Consider the following 15,266-nt stretch of genomic DNA (forward strand, 5'->3'; position numbering starts at 1 on the left):
AGCGGGCTTGTTCATTGATAAAGTGAGTTTTTCGTTCAGGCGTCTCCGATGGCCTCTGCATCAGCCCAGTTGCCATGCAGGCCGAACCGCAGCCTAACCGGGATTTTTGCGGTGGCGACGGGACCTTTTTCTATATCTAGGGCGTCGAAAATCAACAGGTCGCTACGATGTTCCTCGAGTCTGTTACAGACCTGAACGATCCAGCCGTCGCCTTCCGGCGCGTCCTTGGAACGGGGCACGAAACAGGGTTCCTGAAGGCTTGAGGTGGGGCCGCACCACCATTTCTGTTCCTTGCCGGTTTCATGGTCAATCAGTCCCAGGGTATTCATTACATAACCGCCGGCACTTCCGCCTTTGAGTTCCACAGGCTTTTCCGTGTCAATGACCAGCAACCAGCCGTAACGATATTTCAAGCCGGTCATGCGGTCGTCAATGCGCGGGAACTCTCCCATCATATCTGTAAGGCGGGTTCGACTCTCGAACTCTTCGGAGTTTGACGCCATATCGACCGTCCAGCGGGTCAGATAACTGGCCGCTTCCAGGGGATTGAAGGGAGCCCCGTGGATATCCGGGAAGAAGGGGAACATGTTGTTCTTGGCTTCCGGGGTATCGAAATGAATTTTGGCGCCTTCCTGATATGCATTCATGACGTGGCTGGCAAACAGGTTGGGGCCCTTGAACCAGCGGACGTCATCCGCTGTGGCACCCGGCCTGCGGGGCAGAACCCCGAAATAAATCGGCATTGTGGTATCGAAGCCGAAGTGGGGCAGTCCCTTTTCCAGCCGTTCCCAGTTACTGGTGCTGGGCACCACATGGAAAATCGCATAATCCTCGGTCACGGCGAAATCATGCATCATGGCGTAATAGGGATTTTCGAACCAGATTTCATACAGAAGTTCATTGTCCGGAGAGACCTCATAATAAGTCATATCCAAGGTCAGAACGCCTTTGGAGGCATAACCGAAGGCGCACATATTGCCGGTTCTGGGATCGATCTTTGGATGGGCGGTAAAGGTCTCACCGGTCATTTTGCCGTTGAAGTCGGTATAGCCGACGGTTTCAAGGGTTACCGGATCCATAACCAGGGCGGGGGAGTCTTCCTTCATGCCGTAAAGCCGTCCGCCATGGACAAAGGCATTTGTATTGGCGGTGCCGCGGATCTGGCCCTTGACGCTGGGGTCGTCGGTCAGCGGGTTGCGGTAGGCGCCGAACAGGGCCTTGCCGGCTTCCTTTTCCAGCTTCCACTTGTCGGTATGAGCCCAGCGCTGGCGGAAATTGACTTTGCCATCCTTGATCCGGAACTGGGTAATCATGCCGTCGCCGTTAAAGGCAATATCATCCCCAAGCTTCGGCGGGAATTGTGGGTCCGGCTGTACCCGATAGAAAGCGCCGTTCATCCCGGCAGGAACTTCACCTTCAATATCAAGGTCGATGATATCGGCTTCGAGCCGTGTTGGCGTGTTGAACCCCGTGAAACTGGGCGTGTCTGGAAAATGTGTCATATAGAGGAGCCTCCCATCGTTAAGTAATAACCCCCTGCAATCCCTTTTTATAAAAATAGTATGTATGACAAACAATAGCTGAATCCGGCAAAAAAAATCAAGCGCATTATTGTGTGAAGCAATCCACTTCGTGTTTGTTGCATTAGGAAGTTCTGCATTATATGATGCGGCAAGGGAAGGAGGGAGTTCCATCCGTGTTTCGCTGTAAAATGTATGCAATTTATGATGCAGGGATGTCACACATGGTAAAAAAAACTGATAAAATCATAAAATGAATACAAAAATTATATAGCAGTCTTGCACAAATCCGTTAGTATGTTATACAAACAGATAAGCGTCGGAAAAGACGCTGGCTTTAATAAAGCCTAAGGGAAGCAATCTTATAGGGAGACATTTTATGACGAGATGTCTCAGTCATTTATGGGAGGTTTATTTATGACACCATTTACATTACATCGGAAAAAACAATTCCGCGTCGGCATGGTCTCGCTTGCCGCGCTGATGGCACTGGGTTCTGCTTCTTCTGCCACTGCGCAGGAAGAAGAAATGATGACCCTGGAAGAGATCGTGGTTACGGCCCAGTTCCGTGAACAGAATCTTCAGGATACGCCGCTGGCCATTACAGCTGTCTCCGGCGAAATGATGGAAGCGCGCAGCCAGATCAATATCGTTGACGTCGCCGTGCAGGCGCCCAGTGTGTATTTCATCCAGGCTGGCGGGGCCTTCGGTCCTTCGCTTGGTGGCGAAATCCGCGGCGTTGGCCAGTTTGACTTTAACCCGGCTTACGAGCCCGGTGTTGGTATCTATGTGGATGACGTTTATTATCCCATCCTGACAGGTTCCGTTATGGACCTTCTTGATCTGGAGCGTGTTGAAATTCTCCGTGGTCCACAAGGTACACTGACCGGCCGTAACTCCATCGGGGGTGCCATTAAGATGGTATCCCGCCGTCCCACTGGTGAAAGCCAGGGATATGTCAGCGCTTCCTATGGCAGCCGCGACTTGATTGATATTCGCGGCAGTGCGGATTTCACACTGACGGATAATCTCTATGCCCGTGTGTCCGGTGTGCACAAGGAACAAAAAGGCTGGGTTGACCGCGTCGATTATGGTTGTGCCAACCCGGGCAATCCGGAAGGTATTCCAGCATTCCTGCCTTCAGGTGGCGGGAAATGTACCTTTGATAAGCTCGGTGGTGAAGGCTATACCGCCCTGCGTGGTATGGTAAACTATGCTCCGGATGAAAAACTGAATATCCTGATTACGGCGGATGTTTCCAATGTTGACCGCACGCCTGCTGCAGATGTTGTAACTGTAAGCAATTTCAACCCTAACATGATTTGTGGTCCGACCTGTAGCTACGCCAATTATTATCTGCCGGCTACAGAAAGCTCCGAGGCAAATATTCTTGATGCCCGTAGTCGTTTTAAAGGCTGGGGTCTGTCTGCAAACATTGATTATGCACTGACCGATAACCTGCAGCTGCAGTCTATTACAGCCTACCGGGAATTTAACGCCAAATGGGGCACGGATGACGACTCCGGTGCTGATCCTTCCTTCGGGGCCGGCGGCTGGAACGACATGTCTCATGATTTCTTCAGCCAGGAAATCCGCCTGAATGGTCAGATTTCTGACGGTATTGATTTCACGGTCGGAGCCTTTTATTCCGATCAGCTGACTACTTATTACACTGTGCAGGACATCCGTTACATTCCGGGCCTTCTCCTTCAGTTCCAGGGTAACGATCCCGTCAACGCGGATAGCTTTGCCGTCTTTGGTACGGTTATCGCCAGTGTAACCGACGACCTGACCATCACGGCCGGTGTGCGCTATACAGAAGAAAGCAAGGACTATACCTTCGTCCGTAAAAACTTTGACGGTACAACCAGCTTTGTTCTCGGCACACTTGACGGTGTGACTGCTGAGTATAGTGGTGACAATGTGGACTATCGTGTAACAGCTGACTATCGTTTCGCAGAGAACTTCATGGCATACGCGACGATTTCAACCGGCTTTAAAGGTGGCGGGGTTTCCGCCCGTCCGTTTAATGCGACACAGGCGCTTGAAGGGTCTTTCAATCCTGAAAAGCTTATCAACTACGAGGTTGGTTTCAAGGCAGAGCCCTTTGAAAATTCCCGACTGAATTTCGCTGTGTTCTATAACGACTATACAGACCTTCAGATACCGATCAGTGACTGTTCCGCCTATGGCGGCGGCCCCTGTGGTGTGGTTCTGAACGGTGGAGATGCCGAATTCTGGGGCGTTGAGCTCGAATTTGAGACACAGCCGGTTGAAGGCCTGAGTATCAATGCGTCAGCCAGTTATATTGACACCAAATGGACGCGGGTGGATGAGCGTGCAACCAGCATCAATCTAACTGATCGTGTAAGCTCTACACCGACCTGGCAGGCATCTTTCGGCATTCAGTATGAGGCCGACCTTGGTGAAAACGGCAGCATTACTCCCCGTTTTGACATGACTTATATTGACAAACGGTTTGTGGGTCGTGGCCTTGGAGATCCTGGCTTTCTGCCAAGCTACACCCTTGCTACAGCTCGTCTGACATGGCGGAATGCGGATCAGGACCTGGCTGTTTCACTGGCAGTCACCAACCTGTTCGACGAGTATTACAAAACTTCTCAGTTCTCTGCTCTGTTTAACTTCACAGGGGGGGCTTATGACACCCTTGGCAAGCCTCGCGAGTGGATGCTGAATGTTAAAAAAGATTTCTAATCTTTTACTGACATAAAATCTTCGGGAAAGGGTGTCATGTGCACCCTTTCTCTTTTTCAGGCAATTTCTGGTCTTTGGTTTTGGATATTTGTGTCTGGTTTTGTCCGAATAAAGACCGTTGAATATTCAGGATCGAAACCATGAAACTAACTTTACCACCGGGGATCAGTCCGGCTGATTTTGATGCCGCACTCAAAAAGTTTGAAGCTGTTGTCGGTAAGGAATGGGTCCTCGCAACGGACCAGGACCGGGATGTCTATTCCGATATCTATGCCCCCGGATCGGAAGAGGAATGGCCGCCGTCTGCCGCCGTAGCCCCTGCCACCACCGAGGAAATCCAGGCTATTGTGCGGATCGCCAATGAATTTAAAACACCGCTCTGGCCGGTGTCCCGTGGTAAGAACCTTGGCTATGGCACGGCTGCCCCCCGGATGCCGGGTTCCGTTGTTCTGGACCTGGGCCGGATGACGAAAATTCATGAAGTCGATCCTGACCTGGCCTATTGTGTGGTTGAGCCGGGGGTCGGTTTTTTTGATCTTTATGAACACCTGCAACGGAATAATCACCCCCTGTGGCTGTCCGTACCCGGCAATGCCTGGGGATCGGTCATGGGAAATGCCCTGGATCACGGAATCGGCTATACGCCTTACGGTCAGAATGCCCGGAACATTTGCGGTATGGAGGTGGTTCTGCCCGATGGCGATCTGGTGCGGACCGGGATGGGGGCCATGAGCAACAACAAGGCCAGTCATTTATTTCCTTTCAGCTATGGGCCGAGCTGGGACCAGATGTTTACCCAGTCCAACATGGGTATTGTCTCCAAAATGGGTCTGTGGCTGATGCCGGCCCCGGAAACCTCCCTTCAGATTACGGTAGACATTCCCAAGGAGGAGGATATTAGCTGGGTCATTGATACCCTGGCGCCGCTGAAAATCAACGGTCTGATCGATCAGTCCATTTTTATTCCGAGCTGGCTTGGAAAAATGGTGCTCAAGGGACGACGGCAGGATTTCTGGGACAAGCCCGGCGCCATCCCCGAATGGCGCGTACAGGAACTGCTCAAGGAACATAACCTTGGCTACTGGCAGGTCAGCCTGCGTTTCTATGGCGACCGCGAAGTGGTCAAGGCCAGGGCGAATGTGGTGAAGAATGCCTTCATGGGCAAAATCAACACGCCTTGGATCGAGGAATGGTGGGAAAGCGGGAACCCGGTGAACGCCATGGATATCACCATGGGTGTGCCTTCCGCGGTGGCCCTGCAGATGGGCGACTGGGTCGGCGGACGCGGCGCTCATATGGGCTTTTCTCCGGTGGTGCCGGCCAGTTCCAAACATGTGGTGCATCAGCTCAAACGCAGCCGGAAAATTATCGCCGAGCATGATGTTGACTTTTATGCCAGCTTTACCCTACACGGGCGCTTTGCCAACAATGTGAACATGCTGATGTATGACCGGGATGATGACGCCCAGGTGAAGAATATTCGCAAGCTGTTTAACGCATTGATTAAGGATGCCCGGGACTCCGGTTATGGGGAATACCGCACACACCTTGGCTGGATGGATGCGGTGGCGGATACCTTTGATTTCAACGATCACGCCATGCGCAGGTTGAATGAAAAGGTCAAGGATGCGCTCGACCCCAACGGCATTATCGCCCCGGGCAAGCAGGGTATCTGGCCCTCTGCCTATCGGTCACAGGCTGACAAGGAGTTCCGCACATGAAACGGATTGCTTTAGTTGTCCTGGCCGGTCTTGTCCTGACCGGTTGTAATGAAAGTGAAAATACGGAACATAAAATGGCAGCCGCACCGGAGTCTGCGATGCAGATGCCTTTGTACCAGATGCGGGCGGAAATGCCTGAAGGGGACCGTCTAACGTCAACTGCTGACGGCGAAGTGCTGTTTTCCAATCGCTGTGGCGCCTGTCATCTGCCGGGTGGCATGGGCACAAATCTGCTGACCATGCAGCGTATGGAAATGGGCTTTGCCCCGGAAAGCGGTCTTCTGACCAACCGTACTGACCTGACAGCGGATTATGTGATAGAAGTTGTTCGTAACGGCAAGGTGGCCATGCCGCCCCAGACCCGGGTCGATGTGACCGATGCAGAACTTGAACGGATTGCTGCTTATCTAGGGAGGGCCGCAGAATGAAAATTACCAGACGGAATTTGATGACCGGGGCCGGCATGGCCGGTATGGCTATTGCCATGACCCCTGCAATTAAAGCCATTGCCGGTACTGCAGGTCAAAAGGCTACGCTGGCCATTTATGACAGCCGGGTACCACAATCCCGGGTTTTTGCCCGGGAAGTCGCCGGTCAGGGGATCACCACCATTGATATCGCCGGAGAGGACGCCATGATGTGGCGGACCATCCGCAAGGCCGCGAAGGAACCAGGTGATGTGATCGGCCTGACCCGCTGGTCGGATCTGGTGCTGGTGCGGGGATATTTTGAAGAAGGGGGCAAACGCATGAGCCATGAGGTTCGCCCTGAAAGCCAGCGGCCCGGAACTATCACAACGTTTCTGTGGCGCATGGATTCGGCCCGGTCAGCTTCCTGATACAGGCTGGTTTTCCCCATAGATCTTTTTGTCCGTCGGCGTTGTTTACGTCGGCGGATTTTTCTTATGCAGCATTTTGCCGTCAGATTATCCACAAAACGGCTGAGCGGAAATCCTGCTGGAATTGGTGAGGGAAGATGCTAGTCTTGCCAATGGTCAGCGCATCCGGATTAAACAGGATGCGCAGTCGTAAAGAAGAACTGGCGGGAGCAGCAGTGGAGACAGGAATGACACAGGACGAGGACCTGAAGACAACAATAACACGGGCGCGCAGTCAACAGCTTGGGGACCTTCTGCGGCGGAGTGCCCGACGGGTGCCGGACAAGACGGCGCTTGTCTTCGGGGAGTTCCGCGACAGCTTTGCCGGGCTTGATGACCTGGTGAACCGGACGGCAAATGCCCTGCGCCACAAGGGTATCGCCAAGGGTGACCGCGTGGCCCTGCTGTCCCATAATAACCGTTCCTTTGTAATTCTGCGTTTTGCCCTGGCCCGGATCGGGGCCGTCATGACGCCAATCAACTTTATGCTCAACGCCTCCGAGGTTGCCTATATTCTTTCCGATGCAGGGGCTGTCGCCATGATCGCCGAGGATGCGCTTGTGCCGCTGGCGGAGGAGGCCATCGGGCAATCCGCTGTTGATCTTAAAATTACCGCGTCGATCCTCCATGCCGGAACCGATGTGCCGGGAGACTGGGAAAATGTCGAAGACTGGTTCGATCACCCTGATGCCAGGGCGCATTATGTGGAGATTGATGACGATGACCCGGTGCAGCTCATGTATACCAGCGGGACTGAATCCCGCCCCAAGGGGGTATTGCTGACCGCCCGGGCGCTCTATGCGCAGTATGTCAGCTGTATTGTCAATGGCGATATGACGGCGGAGGATGTGGACCTGCATTCCCTGCCGCTTTATCACTGCGCCCAGCTTGACTGCTTCCTGTCGCCGGACCTTTATCTTGGGGCGACCAGCATTCTGCTGCCGGGTCCGGATCCGGAAACTATCCTCACGACTATTGAGCGCGAGAAAGTCACCAAGCTCTTTTGTCCGCCGACCATCTGGATTGCTTTGTTAGGTCATCCCAAATTCGATCAGGTGGACCTGTCCAGCCTGTGCAAAGGGTATTACGGCGCGTCCATCATGCCGACGGCTATTATCGAGGAACTTACCGAGAGGTTGCCCAATATGAAGCTGTATAATTTTTACGGCCAGACCGAACTGGCACCTGTTGCCACCGTGCTGGGACCGGAGGATCAGTTGCGCAAACTGGGGTCAGCCGGCCTGCCGGCGCTGAATGTGGAAACACAGGTGGTGGACGACGACGACAACCCGGTGCCGCCCGGTGTGGTTGGTGAAATAGTCCATCGCAGCCCGCAGGCGACGCTTGGTTATTACAATAATATGGAAAAGACCGCAGAGGCCTTTCGCGGCGGCTGGTTTCACAGCGGCGACCTCGGCCGTATGGATGAGGAAGGATATCTGTATGTGGTTGACCGCAAAAAGGACATGATCAAGACAGGCGGGGAAAATGTCGCCAGCCGTGAGGTCGAGGAAGTGATCTTCACCCATCCGGATGTGGCCGAAGTGGCCGTGTTCGGCGTGCCGCACCCGATCTGGATCGAGGCGGTTACGGCGGCAGTGGTTTGCCGGCCGGGAAGTGTCGTTGAGGTCGAGGAACTTCAGGTTTTTTGCCGGGAACGACTGGCCGGTTACAAAAGCCCGAAATATATTGTGCCGGTAGAGGCTCTTCCCAAAAATGCCAGCGGCAAGATCCTGAAGCGGGATCTGCGGGCGTCATTTGAAAAAATCGCCGACGAAGACTGATCGCGACAGGAGGCGGTTCTATACGCCGTAAGGATATGTGTCGTCCAGTTCGCCCTTGTGCGGATGAGGTATGGTATCCAGGGGCTCGACGGCCGTTGTTTCATCATAATGTATCATGAAGTCAAACTGTTCGGGCAGGCAGCTCTGGAAATAATGGCTCTGGCGTTCGGTTTCCGGCCGGTAAATCACCCCGATGGCGCGTTGCAGCCGGGCTTCCATAAGCCGGTCCACAGCTTCATTGCCTTCCCGAAGATTGAGGAGGAATTTTTTATGATTCACATGATGGAACAATTCTTCGTAGCTTCCGGCGATGGGCGTCCGGACGGTTTTCACCTTGTGGGGCATATCCCAGTCGGAGGCGGCCATGACCGTTCCCTGACACGTGGAAAATCCGACGAGAAGGGCGTCCCGGCCATATTTTTCCCGTGCAAGCTGGCCGATGTTAAATTCTCCGCGCCGGCCCATTTCCGTGGCGGCGGCATTGCCTATATGGGAGTTGTGCGCCCAGACCACGATCCGGGCTTCCCGTCCGAGCTGATCTGAAATAAAGTCAGAAAGGCTGTTCAGGGTGTCGAACATATGCTGGTCGCGCAGGTTCCAGGAATTGGGGTGACCACGATACAGCGACCGGTAATATTCCTCGGCACTTTTGACCAGTTCAGCATTGCGCAGGGCGCCGAAATATTCCTCTTCCGCAACAAGTCCGTTACGCCGCAGGTAGTTCAGGGATTTTTCCCTCAGGTTCAGGAGCTGCTGGATTATGTCGTCTTCACAGGAGTCTGCCAGTCCCCTGTGCATGGCATAGCCGTAAGACTGGGGATTATCCATAAAATGATACAGGCAGCCATAACGCATCCTCGCCTTTCTGGCTTCTTCGGGATCGATCCCGTCCAGATAATCAATCACCGCATGGATCGAGCTGTTCATGCTGTAGAGGTCGAGGCCATAAAATCCGACCGGCCTTTCCCGCCTTTTGAGATCAGGATTGGACGAAATATACCTGAGGTTATAGTCATGCAGCCAGTGGACGAAATGTTCGACTTCCCGGTTGCGCCACATCCATGTGGGAAAACGCTCAAAATTGCCCAGGGCCTGTTCGGCAGAACTGTCTGTGCCCTGTTGGGATACATAGCGGTTGACCCGGAAGGCATCGGGCCAGTCGGCTTCTACGGCGACGGCATCAAAGCCCTTTTCAGAGATCAGGCGTTCAGTGAGTTCGGCTCTGGCCCGGTAGAATTCTTTTGTGCCATGTGACGCTTCGCCAATCAGGACAAATCGTTTGTCGCCGGCGGCTTCTACAATTTCGTCATGATCCTGCAATTGGCCGCCCAAGGGACGGACATGTTTCTCCAGGGCCGTTATATTGGCCTGATCGGGAACGGGATTTGCCATTTGCGCACCTCACTGATGGAAGTAAGCTGTAAATATAAATGATTTTCCTTCATGCCGACATGATATGTATCAAAAATTCCCGGGGAAATAGCCTTTCTCCCGGGAATGTTCTCAGATCACACCTTTTTTATGCAGCTCTCCGAGGGTGGCCTGATCCAGATCCAGCATTTCACCCAGAATGTCATTGGTATTTTCGCCCAGCATCGGCGGGGCTTTGTCATAACTGACCGGGGAATCCGACAGGCGCAGGGGAGTGGCTACTCCAGGCACGGTTCCAAGCTGTGAATGCGGCAGTTCCTTGCGCAGGCCGCGGGCGATGACCTGGGGATCGTGGAAAACCTCTTCAAGCGTATTGATCGGCCCGCAGGGGACAGAAACACTTTCCAGCAGTTCATAGAGCTCTCCGCTTGGCAGCTTGCGGGTCATTTCCTCGATCAGAGGGATCAGGATTTCACGGTTCTTGACCCGGTCGCTGTTGGACCTGAAGCGCGGATCATCGGCAAGCGCCGGATTGCCCAGTACGGTGACCAGTTTGCGGAACTGGTTGTCGTTACCCACGGCAATGATCATATGGCCGGTTTTGGTGGGGAAGGCCTGATAGGGTACAATTGTCGAATGACCATTGCCAATGCGGGCCGGGGACTTGCCGCTGACCAGATAGCTGAGGGCCTGATTGGCCATATTGAAGACCTGGACATCCAGCAGGGCGATGTCGATATACTGGCCGCGGCCGGTGCGCTGGCGCTGATGCAGGGCGCCGAGGATGGCAATGGCGGCATATAGACCTGTGCCGATATCGGCCATGGCGACACCGGCCTTTTGGGGGCCGCCGCCGGGCAGGTCGTCCCGTTCGCCGGTCACACTCATCATGCCGCCCATGGCCTGGATCATGAAGTCATATCCCGCCCGCGGAGCATAGGGTCCGGTCTGCCCGAAACCTGTGATGGAACAATAGATCAGCCGGGGATTGATCTCTTTCAGGCTGTTGTAATCCAGGCCGTATTTTTTCAGCCCGCCGAGCTTGTAATTCTCCACCAGTACGTCAGATTTGGCAGCCAGCTGCCGGATAATATCCTGTCCTTCGGGGGTGGAGATATTGACTGTAATGGAATCCTTGCCCCGGTTGGCGGAAAGATAATAAGCAGCATCTCTCCGCTCACCGGTTTCCGGGTCGGTGAGGAACGGGGGACCCCAGCTGCGGGTATCGTCCCCTTCGCCGGGTTTTTCCACTTTGATCACTTTGGCGCCGAGGTCGGCCAGGGTCTGTGTTGCCCACGGGCCGGCAAGTACCCGGCTCAGGTCAAGGACGGTAATATTGTCGAGTGCACGCATGAAACTTGTCTATCCCATTGTTGTTATTTTGGCCGGTCATTCTGAAATACCGGATTATTTTTCTTTGGCTTTCTGCTTCGCCGCCCGTTCGGCTCTCATCCTGGCCACTTCCGGTCCGGTCTGGCAGACATTGCAATAGGCAAGTTCCAGGGCATGGCTGGCGGACAGGTCGCTGTTTTCCGCATCCCGCATGAGCCGTTTGGTCAGTTCCACGGAATGACGGTTTCCTTTGGCAAAGCTGCCGGCCAGTTCAACGGCTGTATCAACCGCACTGCCGGCGGCAACAAGCTTGCTCACCAGACCGAGTTCCAGCGCTTCCTCTGCCTCTACAACCCGCTCGGACAGGATGATTTCAGACGCCCGGTAGGGGCCGAGCTGACGGCGCAGGAACCAGACGCAGCCGCCGTCAGGAACCAGTCCCAGACTCAGGAACGGGGCGCAATATCTGGCGTTGTCGGCAGAGATGACCATGTCACAGGCGAGGACCATGCTCCAGCCGATCCCATAGGCGCCGCCTTCCACTGCGGCAATGACAGGGAACGGCAGGTCATGCAGGCGCCGGATCAGTTTCTGGCCGATTTCAAGCCGCTTGGCCGGGGCCAGGGCGCCTTCGCCGGCGGCGGGAAGGGTTTTCAGATCACCGCCTGCACTGAAGAAGTTGCCGGCGCCGCTCAGGATGACAGCCCTTGGCGGGGTTGGACCTTCGGCCCTGCGCAGGGCGCTGTCCAGTTCTTCCCAGAGCTCGAAATTAAAGGCGTTCCGCGCCTGCGGCCGGTTCAGGGTGATCAGCAATATATTGTTATCTGTTTCTTCCACAAGCACCAGGGCGCTTTCCCGATTTTCAGCTTCAGTCATCTTTCGGTCTCCCTTCAAAACATCCTGTTTGTTGTTGTCTGGCAACAGGTCTTGATTTCGTCCATATCTGCAGGTGATAGCATCACCGGGCAGGAACGACAAAATATTTATGGCTGTCCCTCACAATCCGCAACGGAGTTGTAGCATATATTGCCTGAAAGCAGGGGAGACGCCATTATTTTTAACGGCGGTTTGCTGAATTTTTCCCATTGACTGACCAAGCCTGCCGACAGCATAATGGTGGAAGTAGTTTCCGATTGCCATCCGCGATGGCGCTGTGCCTATTAAAAACAAAAGAGATTTAAACAACATCACAGGATTCAGGAAATCTGTATGAGTTTGCATGACAAAAATAATATAAACATTTCGGGATCGAAATGAAATCAACTCCCCGTTCTCCCCAGCAAGTCCAGGCCCTTCAAAAACTGCGAGAGCTTATTCTCTCCGGTGAATTCGCTGTCGGGCAGCGGGTGTCTGAACTTGCGGTGGTTGAGAAACTTGATATCTCCCGCACGCCGGTGCGTCTGGCCCTGACAATTCTGGAACATGAAGGTTTCCTGCGCACGCTGCCCCGGGGCGGATTTACTGTTCGTCAGTTTACAATTCGGGATGTGATTGATGCGATCGAAATACGCGGATTTCTGGAAGGGATGGCGGCCCGCCGGGTGGCAGAGAAGAGGCTTTCAAGGGAGGAACTGGAGCCCCTTAGACAGGTCACCAGAACACTGGATGAAATTATTCGGATGGATGACCGCGCCGTGCTTGTGGAAAATTACAAGGAACTGAACGGCGAGTTTCACCAGTTGCTGCTGGAGCTTGCCGACAGCGCCATGTTGGACAGGTCGTTCGGCCATGTCTCCAGCCTGCCGTTTTCCGGTCCCAACGCCTTTGCTTTCACCGGCGGCGATTCCCGGGAGCATATCGAATTGCTGAGGTTCGGCCAGTATCAGCATGCCAACCTTCTGGAGGCGATTGAAAACGGGCAGGGACAACGGGCGGAATTCCTGGCCCGCGAACATGCCCAACTGGCCCTGAAGATATTTTCCCGGGCGCTGAAACACATGGACCGTCTGGAGCGTATCCCCGGAGCTTCACTGCTGGACCTGAAAAGGCCTGGCAGTGAAGAATAGCGTCTGATTATTTTTTTGCGTGCCGTTCCGCTGATTCGATGGTGTTGACTAGAAGCATGGTCACCGTCATCGGGCCTACACCACCCGGAACGGGTGTGATATAGGATGCTTTTTTCGATACACCCTCAAAATCCACATCGCCGCGGAGTGAGCCGTCCGGCAGGCGGTTGATTCCCACGTCTATGACAACGGCGCCGGTTTTGACCATCTGCGGCAGGATCAGGTTCGGCACGCCGGCCGCCACAATCAGAATATCGGCAAGAATGGTGAACTGGGCGAGATCCCGGGTCTTGGCGTGACAGATGGCGACGGTGGCGTCATTGGACATCAGCATCAGGGCCATGGGCTTGCCGACAATATTGCTGGCGCCGACAATTACCACATTCTGGCCTTCGACGGGGATGTTCTCGCTCTCCAGCATTTTCATCACCCCGTAGGGCGTGCAGGGAGAAAAGACCATCTTGCCGACTACCAGGCCGCCCACGTTATAGAGGTGGAAGCCGTCAACATCCTTGTCGACGGAAATGGTCTCCAGGACCCGTTCCATATCGATATGTTTGGGCAGGGGCAGCTGCACCAGAATACCGTGAACCTCGGGATCCACATTCAGCTTTTCGATCAGGGCGACCAGCTCGTCGGTGGTGATATTCACGTCATGATGATAGCTGAAGGATTTGATGCCGACCGCTTCACAGGCCTTGATCTTGTTCCTTACATAAACCGCCGAGGCGGGATCTTCCCCGACAAGGATAACGGCCAGACCGGGGGTAACGCCGGTCCTCTGCAGGTTTTCAACACGGGCCTTGCAGTCGTCGCGAATGGTCGCGGCGACTTTTCTGCCGTCAATAATTTTAGCCAACTCTTTACTCCCGGGACCCGGTAGGTCCTTGAATGTTTTGTCCCGCGTGTGGATCAGTCGCGGAAAACGACGGTCTTGTGACCATTGACCAGCACCCGGTCTTCCAGATGGTAATGGACAGCCCGGGCCAGTACCCGGCGTTCAATGTCACGGCCCTTGCGAACCAGGTCATCCGGGGTGTCCTTGTGGCTGATAGGCTCCACATCCTGAACAATGATCGGTCCTTCATCCAGGTCCTTGGTCACATAGTGGGCGGTGGCCCCAATCATCTTCACGCCGCGGTCATAGGCCTGATGATAGGGCTTGGCACCCTTGAAGCCGGGCAGGAAGGAATGATGGATATTAATGCAGCGTCCATCCAGATAGGCGGAGAAGTCGTCTGACAGGATCTGCATGTAACGGGCCAGTACGATAAGTTCCGCACCGGTGTCTTCGATGACTTTCTTGATCTGGGCTTCCTGCTGGGGTTTTGTATCCTTGGTAATCGGGAAATGATAATAGGGGATGTCGCCGAGCAGGGTCAGGTTCAGGGCTTCCTTGGGATGGTTGGAAACAATGCCCACCACGTCCATGTTCAGTTCCCCGATCCGGTTGCGATAGAGCAGGTCGCCAAGGCAATGGTCGAATTTGGAGACCAGCATCAGGACTTTTCTTTTTTCACTCTTGTTGTGAAGCAACCAGGTCATTTTGAAATCGCGGGCAATCGGCTCGAAATCACCTTTCAGTGAGTCGATTTTGGTGCCGTTGTCGGCAAGGTCAAAGACGATTCGCATAAAGAATTGTCCGGTATCCCCGTCCCGAAACTGCTGAGCGTCAAGCACATTGGCGCCATTTTCAAAAAGCAGCCCGGTCACTTTGGTTACGAGACCGGGCTGGTCTTCACATGAAAGGGTTAGAATATAGGTGTTATCCATGGCTTTGTTCTCCTGTAAGAGCGATCAAGACGGGCATATCATATAATGTCTTTCACTTTATGTATTTATTTCATCAAATGATGTTTTGCATACAAAAAAATAAAAATAATGCCCATAAACCGTAAAAAATAGCTGAAATACATGTAGCAAAAATAAATCTTGCATGC

General features: G+C 53.9%; 12 protein-coding genes. 6 read left to right on the forward strand and 6 right to left on the reverse strand.

Annotated features, from left to right (window positions below):
- Positions 1–35: 35 nt before the first annotated feature.
- Entirely contained in the window at positions 36–1,502 is a 1,467-nt protein-coding gene (locus ACORNT_RS06380; RefSeq protein ID WP_321396957.1) for a carotenoid oxygenase family protein, read from the reverse strand.
- A gap of 435 nt (positions 1,503–1,937) precedes the next feature.
- Between ACORNT_RS06380 and ACORNT_RS06385 the strand changes: the two genes are divergently transcribed.
- The 5 genes from ACORNT_RS06385 (at position 1,938) to ACORNT_RS06405 (ending at position 8,617) form a co-directional block, all read left to right on the forward strand.
- Positions 1,938–4,235: a TonB-dependent receptor gene (locus tag ACORNT_RS06385; protein WP_321396960.1), complete on the forward strand. Its 2,298-nt coding sequence runs from the start codon at positions 1,938–1,940 to the stop codon at positions 4,233–4,235.
- Between the two features lie 140 nt (positions 4,236–4,375).
- The gene (locus ACORNT_RS06390; RefSeq protein ID WP_321396963.1) at positions 4,376–5,956 is read left to right on the forward strand and encodes an FAD-binding oxidoreductase; all 1,581 of its coding nucleotides are present in this window, start codon (positions 4,376–4,378) and stop codon (positions 5,954–5,956) included.
- Positions 5,953–6,384 carry a cytochrome c gene (locus tag ACORNT_RS06395; RefSeq protein ID WP_321396966.1) on the forward strand — a complete coding sequence of 144 codons (432 nt, stop codon included), beginning with the start codon at positions 5,953–5,955 and terminating at the stop codon, positions 6,382–6,384. Before ACORNT_RS06390 ends, ACORNT_RS06395 begins: the two co-directional genes overlap by 4 nt.
- Entirely contained in the window at positions 6,381–6,794 is a 414-nt protein-coding gene (locus ACORNT_RS06400; protein WP_321396969.1) for a hypothetical protein, read from the forward strand. The genes ACORNT_RS06395 and ACORNT_RS06400 overlap by 4 nt, the downstream gene beginning before the upstream one ends.
- A 227-nt stretch (positions 6,795–7,021) precedes the next feature.
- A complete protein-coding gene (locus ACORNT_RS06405) occupies positions 7,022–8,617 on the forward strand; it encodes an acyl-CoA synthetase (protein ID WP_420717551.1) in 1,596 nt (531 codons plus the stop codon).
- Between the two features lie 18 nt (positions 8,618–8,635).
- On the opposite strand, the gene ACORNT_RS06410 is transcribed toward ACORNT_RS06405, so the two are convergent.
- The 3 genes from ACORNT_RS06410 to ACORNT_RS06420 form a co-directional block, all read right to left on the reverse strand.
- The gene (locus tag ACORNT_RS06410) at positions 8,636–10,009 is read right to left on the reverse strand and encodes an erythromycin esterase family protein (RefSeq protein WP_321396975.1); all 1,374 of its coding nucleotides are present in this window, start codon (positions 10,007–10,009) and stop codon (positions 8,636–8,638) included.
- A 111-nt stretch (positions 10,010–10,120) separates the two neighbouring features.
- Positions 10,121–11,341 (reverse strand): CaiB/BaiF CoA-transferase family protein, encoded by a 1,221-nt coding sequence (locus tag ACORNT_RS06415; RefSeq protein ID WP_321396978.1) that lies wholly within the window; start codon positions 11,339–11,341, stop codon positions 10,121–10,123.
- Between the two features lie 54 nt (positions 11,342–11,395).
- A complete protein-coding gene (locus ACORNT_RS06420) occupies positions 11,396–12,196 on the reverse strand; it encodes an enoyl-CoA hydratase/isomerase family protein (RefSeq protein ID WP_321396981.1) in 801 nt (266 codons plus the stop codon).
- Between the two features lie 377 nt (positions 12,197–12,573).
- Between ACORNT_RS06420 and ACORNT_RS06425 the strand changes: the two genes are divergently transcribed.
- On the forward strand, positions 12,574–13,326 hold the full coding sequence (locus ACORNT_RS06425) for a GntR family transcriptional regulator (RefSeq protein WP_321396984.1): 753 nt from the start codon (positions 12,574–12,576) through the stop codon (positions 13,324–13,326).
- 7 nt (positions 13,327–13,333) lie between these two features.
- On the opposite strand, the gene folD is transcribed toward ACORNT_RS06425, so the two are convergent.
- Together folD and purU are read right to left on the reverse strand one after the other, a co-directional pair.
- Positions 13,334–14,185, reverse strand: a complete 852-nt coding sequence (folD, locus tag ACORNT_RS06430; protein ID WP_321396987.1) for a bifunctional methylenetetrahydrofolate dehydrogenase/methenyltetrahydrofolate cyclohydrolase FolD — start codon at positions 14,183–14,185, stop codon at positions 13,334–13,336.
- 53 nt (positions 14,186–14,238) lie between these two features.
- On the reverse strand, positions 14,239–15,099 hold the full coding sequence (gene purU / locus ACORNT_RS06435) for a formyltetrahydrofolate deformylase (protein WP_321396990.1): 861 nt from the start codon (positions 15,097–15,099) through the stop codon (positions 14,239–14,241).
- Between the last annotated feature and the right edge of the window lie 167 nt (positions 15,100–15,266).

The organism is Emcibacter sp. (assembly GCF_963675455.1).
GTDB lineage: Bacteria > Pseudomonadota > Alphaproteobacteria > Sphingomonadales > Emcibacteraceae > Emcibacter.

What these genes read in the sequence shown, in the direction of transcription:
- ACORNT_RS06405 (WP_420717551.1), top strand. Translation starts at nt 7,022, where the DNA reads ATGACACAGGACGAGGACCTGAAGACAACAATAACACGGGCGCGCAGT.
- ACORNT_RS06390 (WP_321396963.1), top strand. Translation starts at nt 4,376, where the DNA reads ATGAAACTAACTTTACCACCGGGGATCAGTCCGGCTGATTTTGATGCC.
- ACORNT_RS06425 (WP_321396984.1), top strand. Translation starts at nt 12,574, where the DNA reads ATGAAATCAACTCCCCGTTCTCCCCAGCAAGTCCAGGCCCTTCAAAAA.
- ACORNT_RS06420 (WP_321396981.1), bottom strand. Translation starts at nt 12,196, where the DNA reads ATGACTGAAGCTGAAAATCGGGAAAGCGCCCTGGTGCTTGTGGAAGAA.
- ACORNT_RS06380 (WP_321396957.1), bottom strand. Translation starts at nt 1,502, where the DNA reads ATGACACATTTTCCAGACACGCCCAGTTTCACGGGGTTCAACACGCCA.
- ACORNT_RS06385 (WP_321396960.1), top strand. Translation starts at nt 1,938, where the DNA reads ATGACACCATTTACATTACATCGGAAAAAACAATTCCGCGTCGGCATG.
- ACORNT_RS06415 (WP_321396978.1), bottom strand. Translation starts at nt 11,341, where the DNA reads ATGCGTGCACTCGACAATATTACCGTCCTTGACCTGAGCCGGGTACTT.
- ACORNT_RS06400 (WP_321396969.1), top strand. Translation starts at nt 6,381, where the DNA reads ATGAAAATTACCAGACGGAATTTGATGACCGGGGCCGGCATGGCCGGT.
- ACORNT_RS06410 (WP_321396975.1), bottom strand. Translation starts at nt 10,009, where the DNA reads ATGGCAAATCCCGTTCCCGATCAGGCCAATATAACGGCCCTGGAGAAA.
- ACORNT_RS06395 (WP_321396966.1), top strand. Translation starts at nt 5,953, where the DNA reads ATGAAACGGATTGCTTTAGTTGTCCTGGCCGGTCTTGTCCTGACCGGT.
- purU (WP_321396990.1), bottom strand. Translation starts at nt 15,099, where the DNA reads ATGGATAACACCTATATTCTAACCCTTTCATGTGAAGACCAGCCCGGT.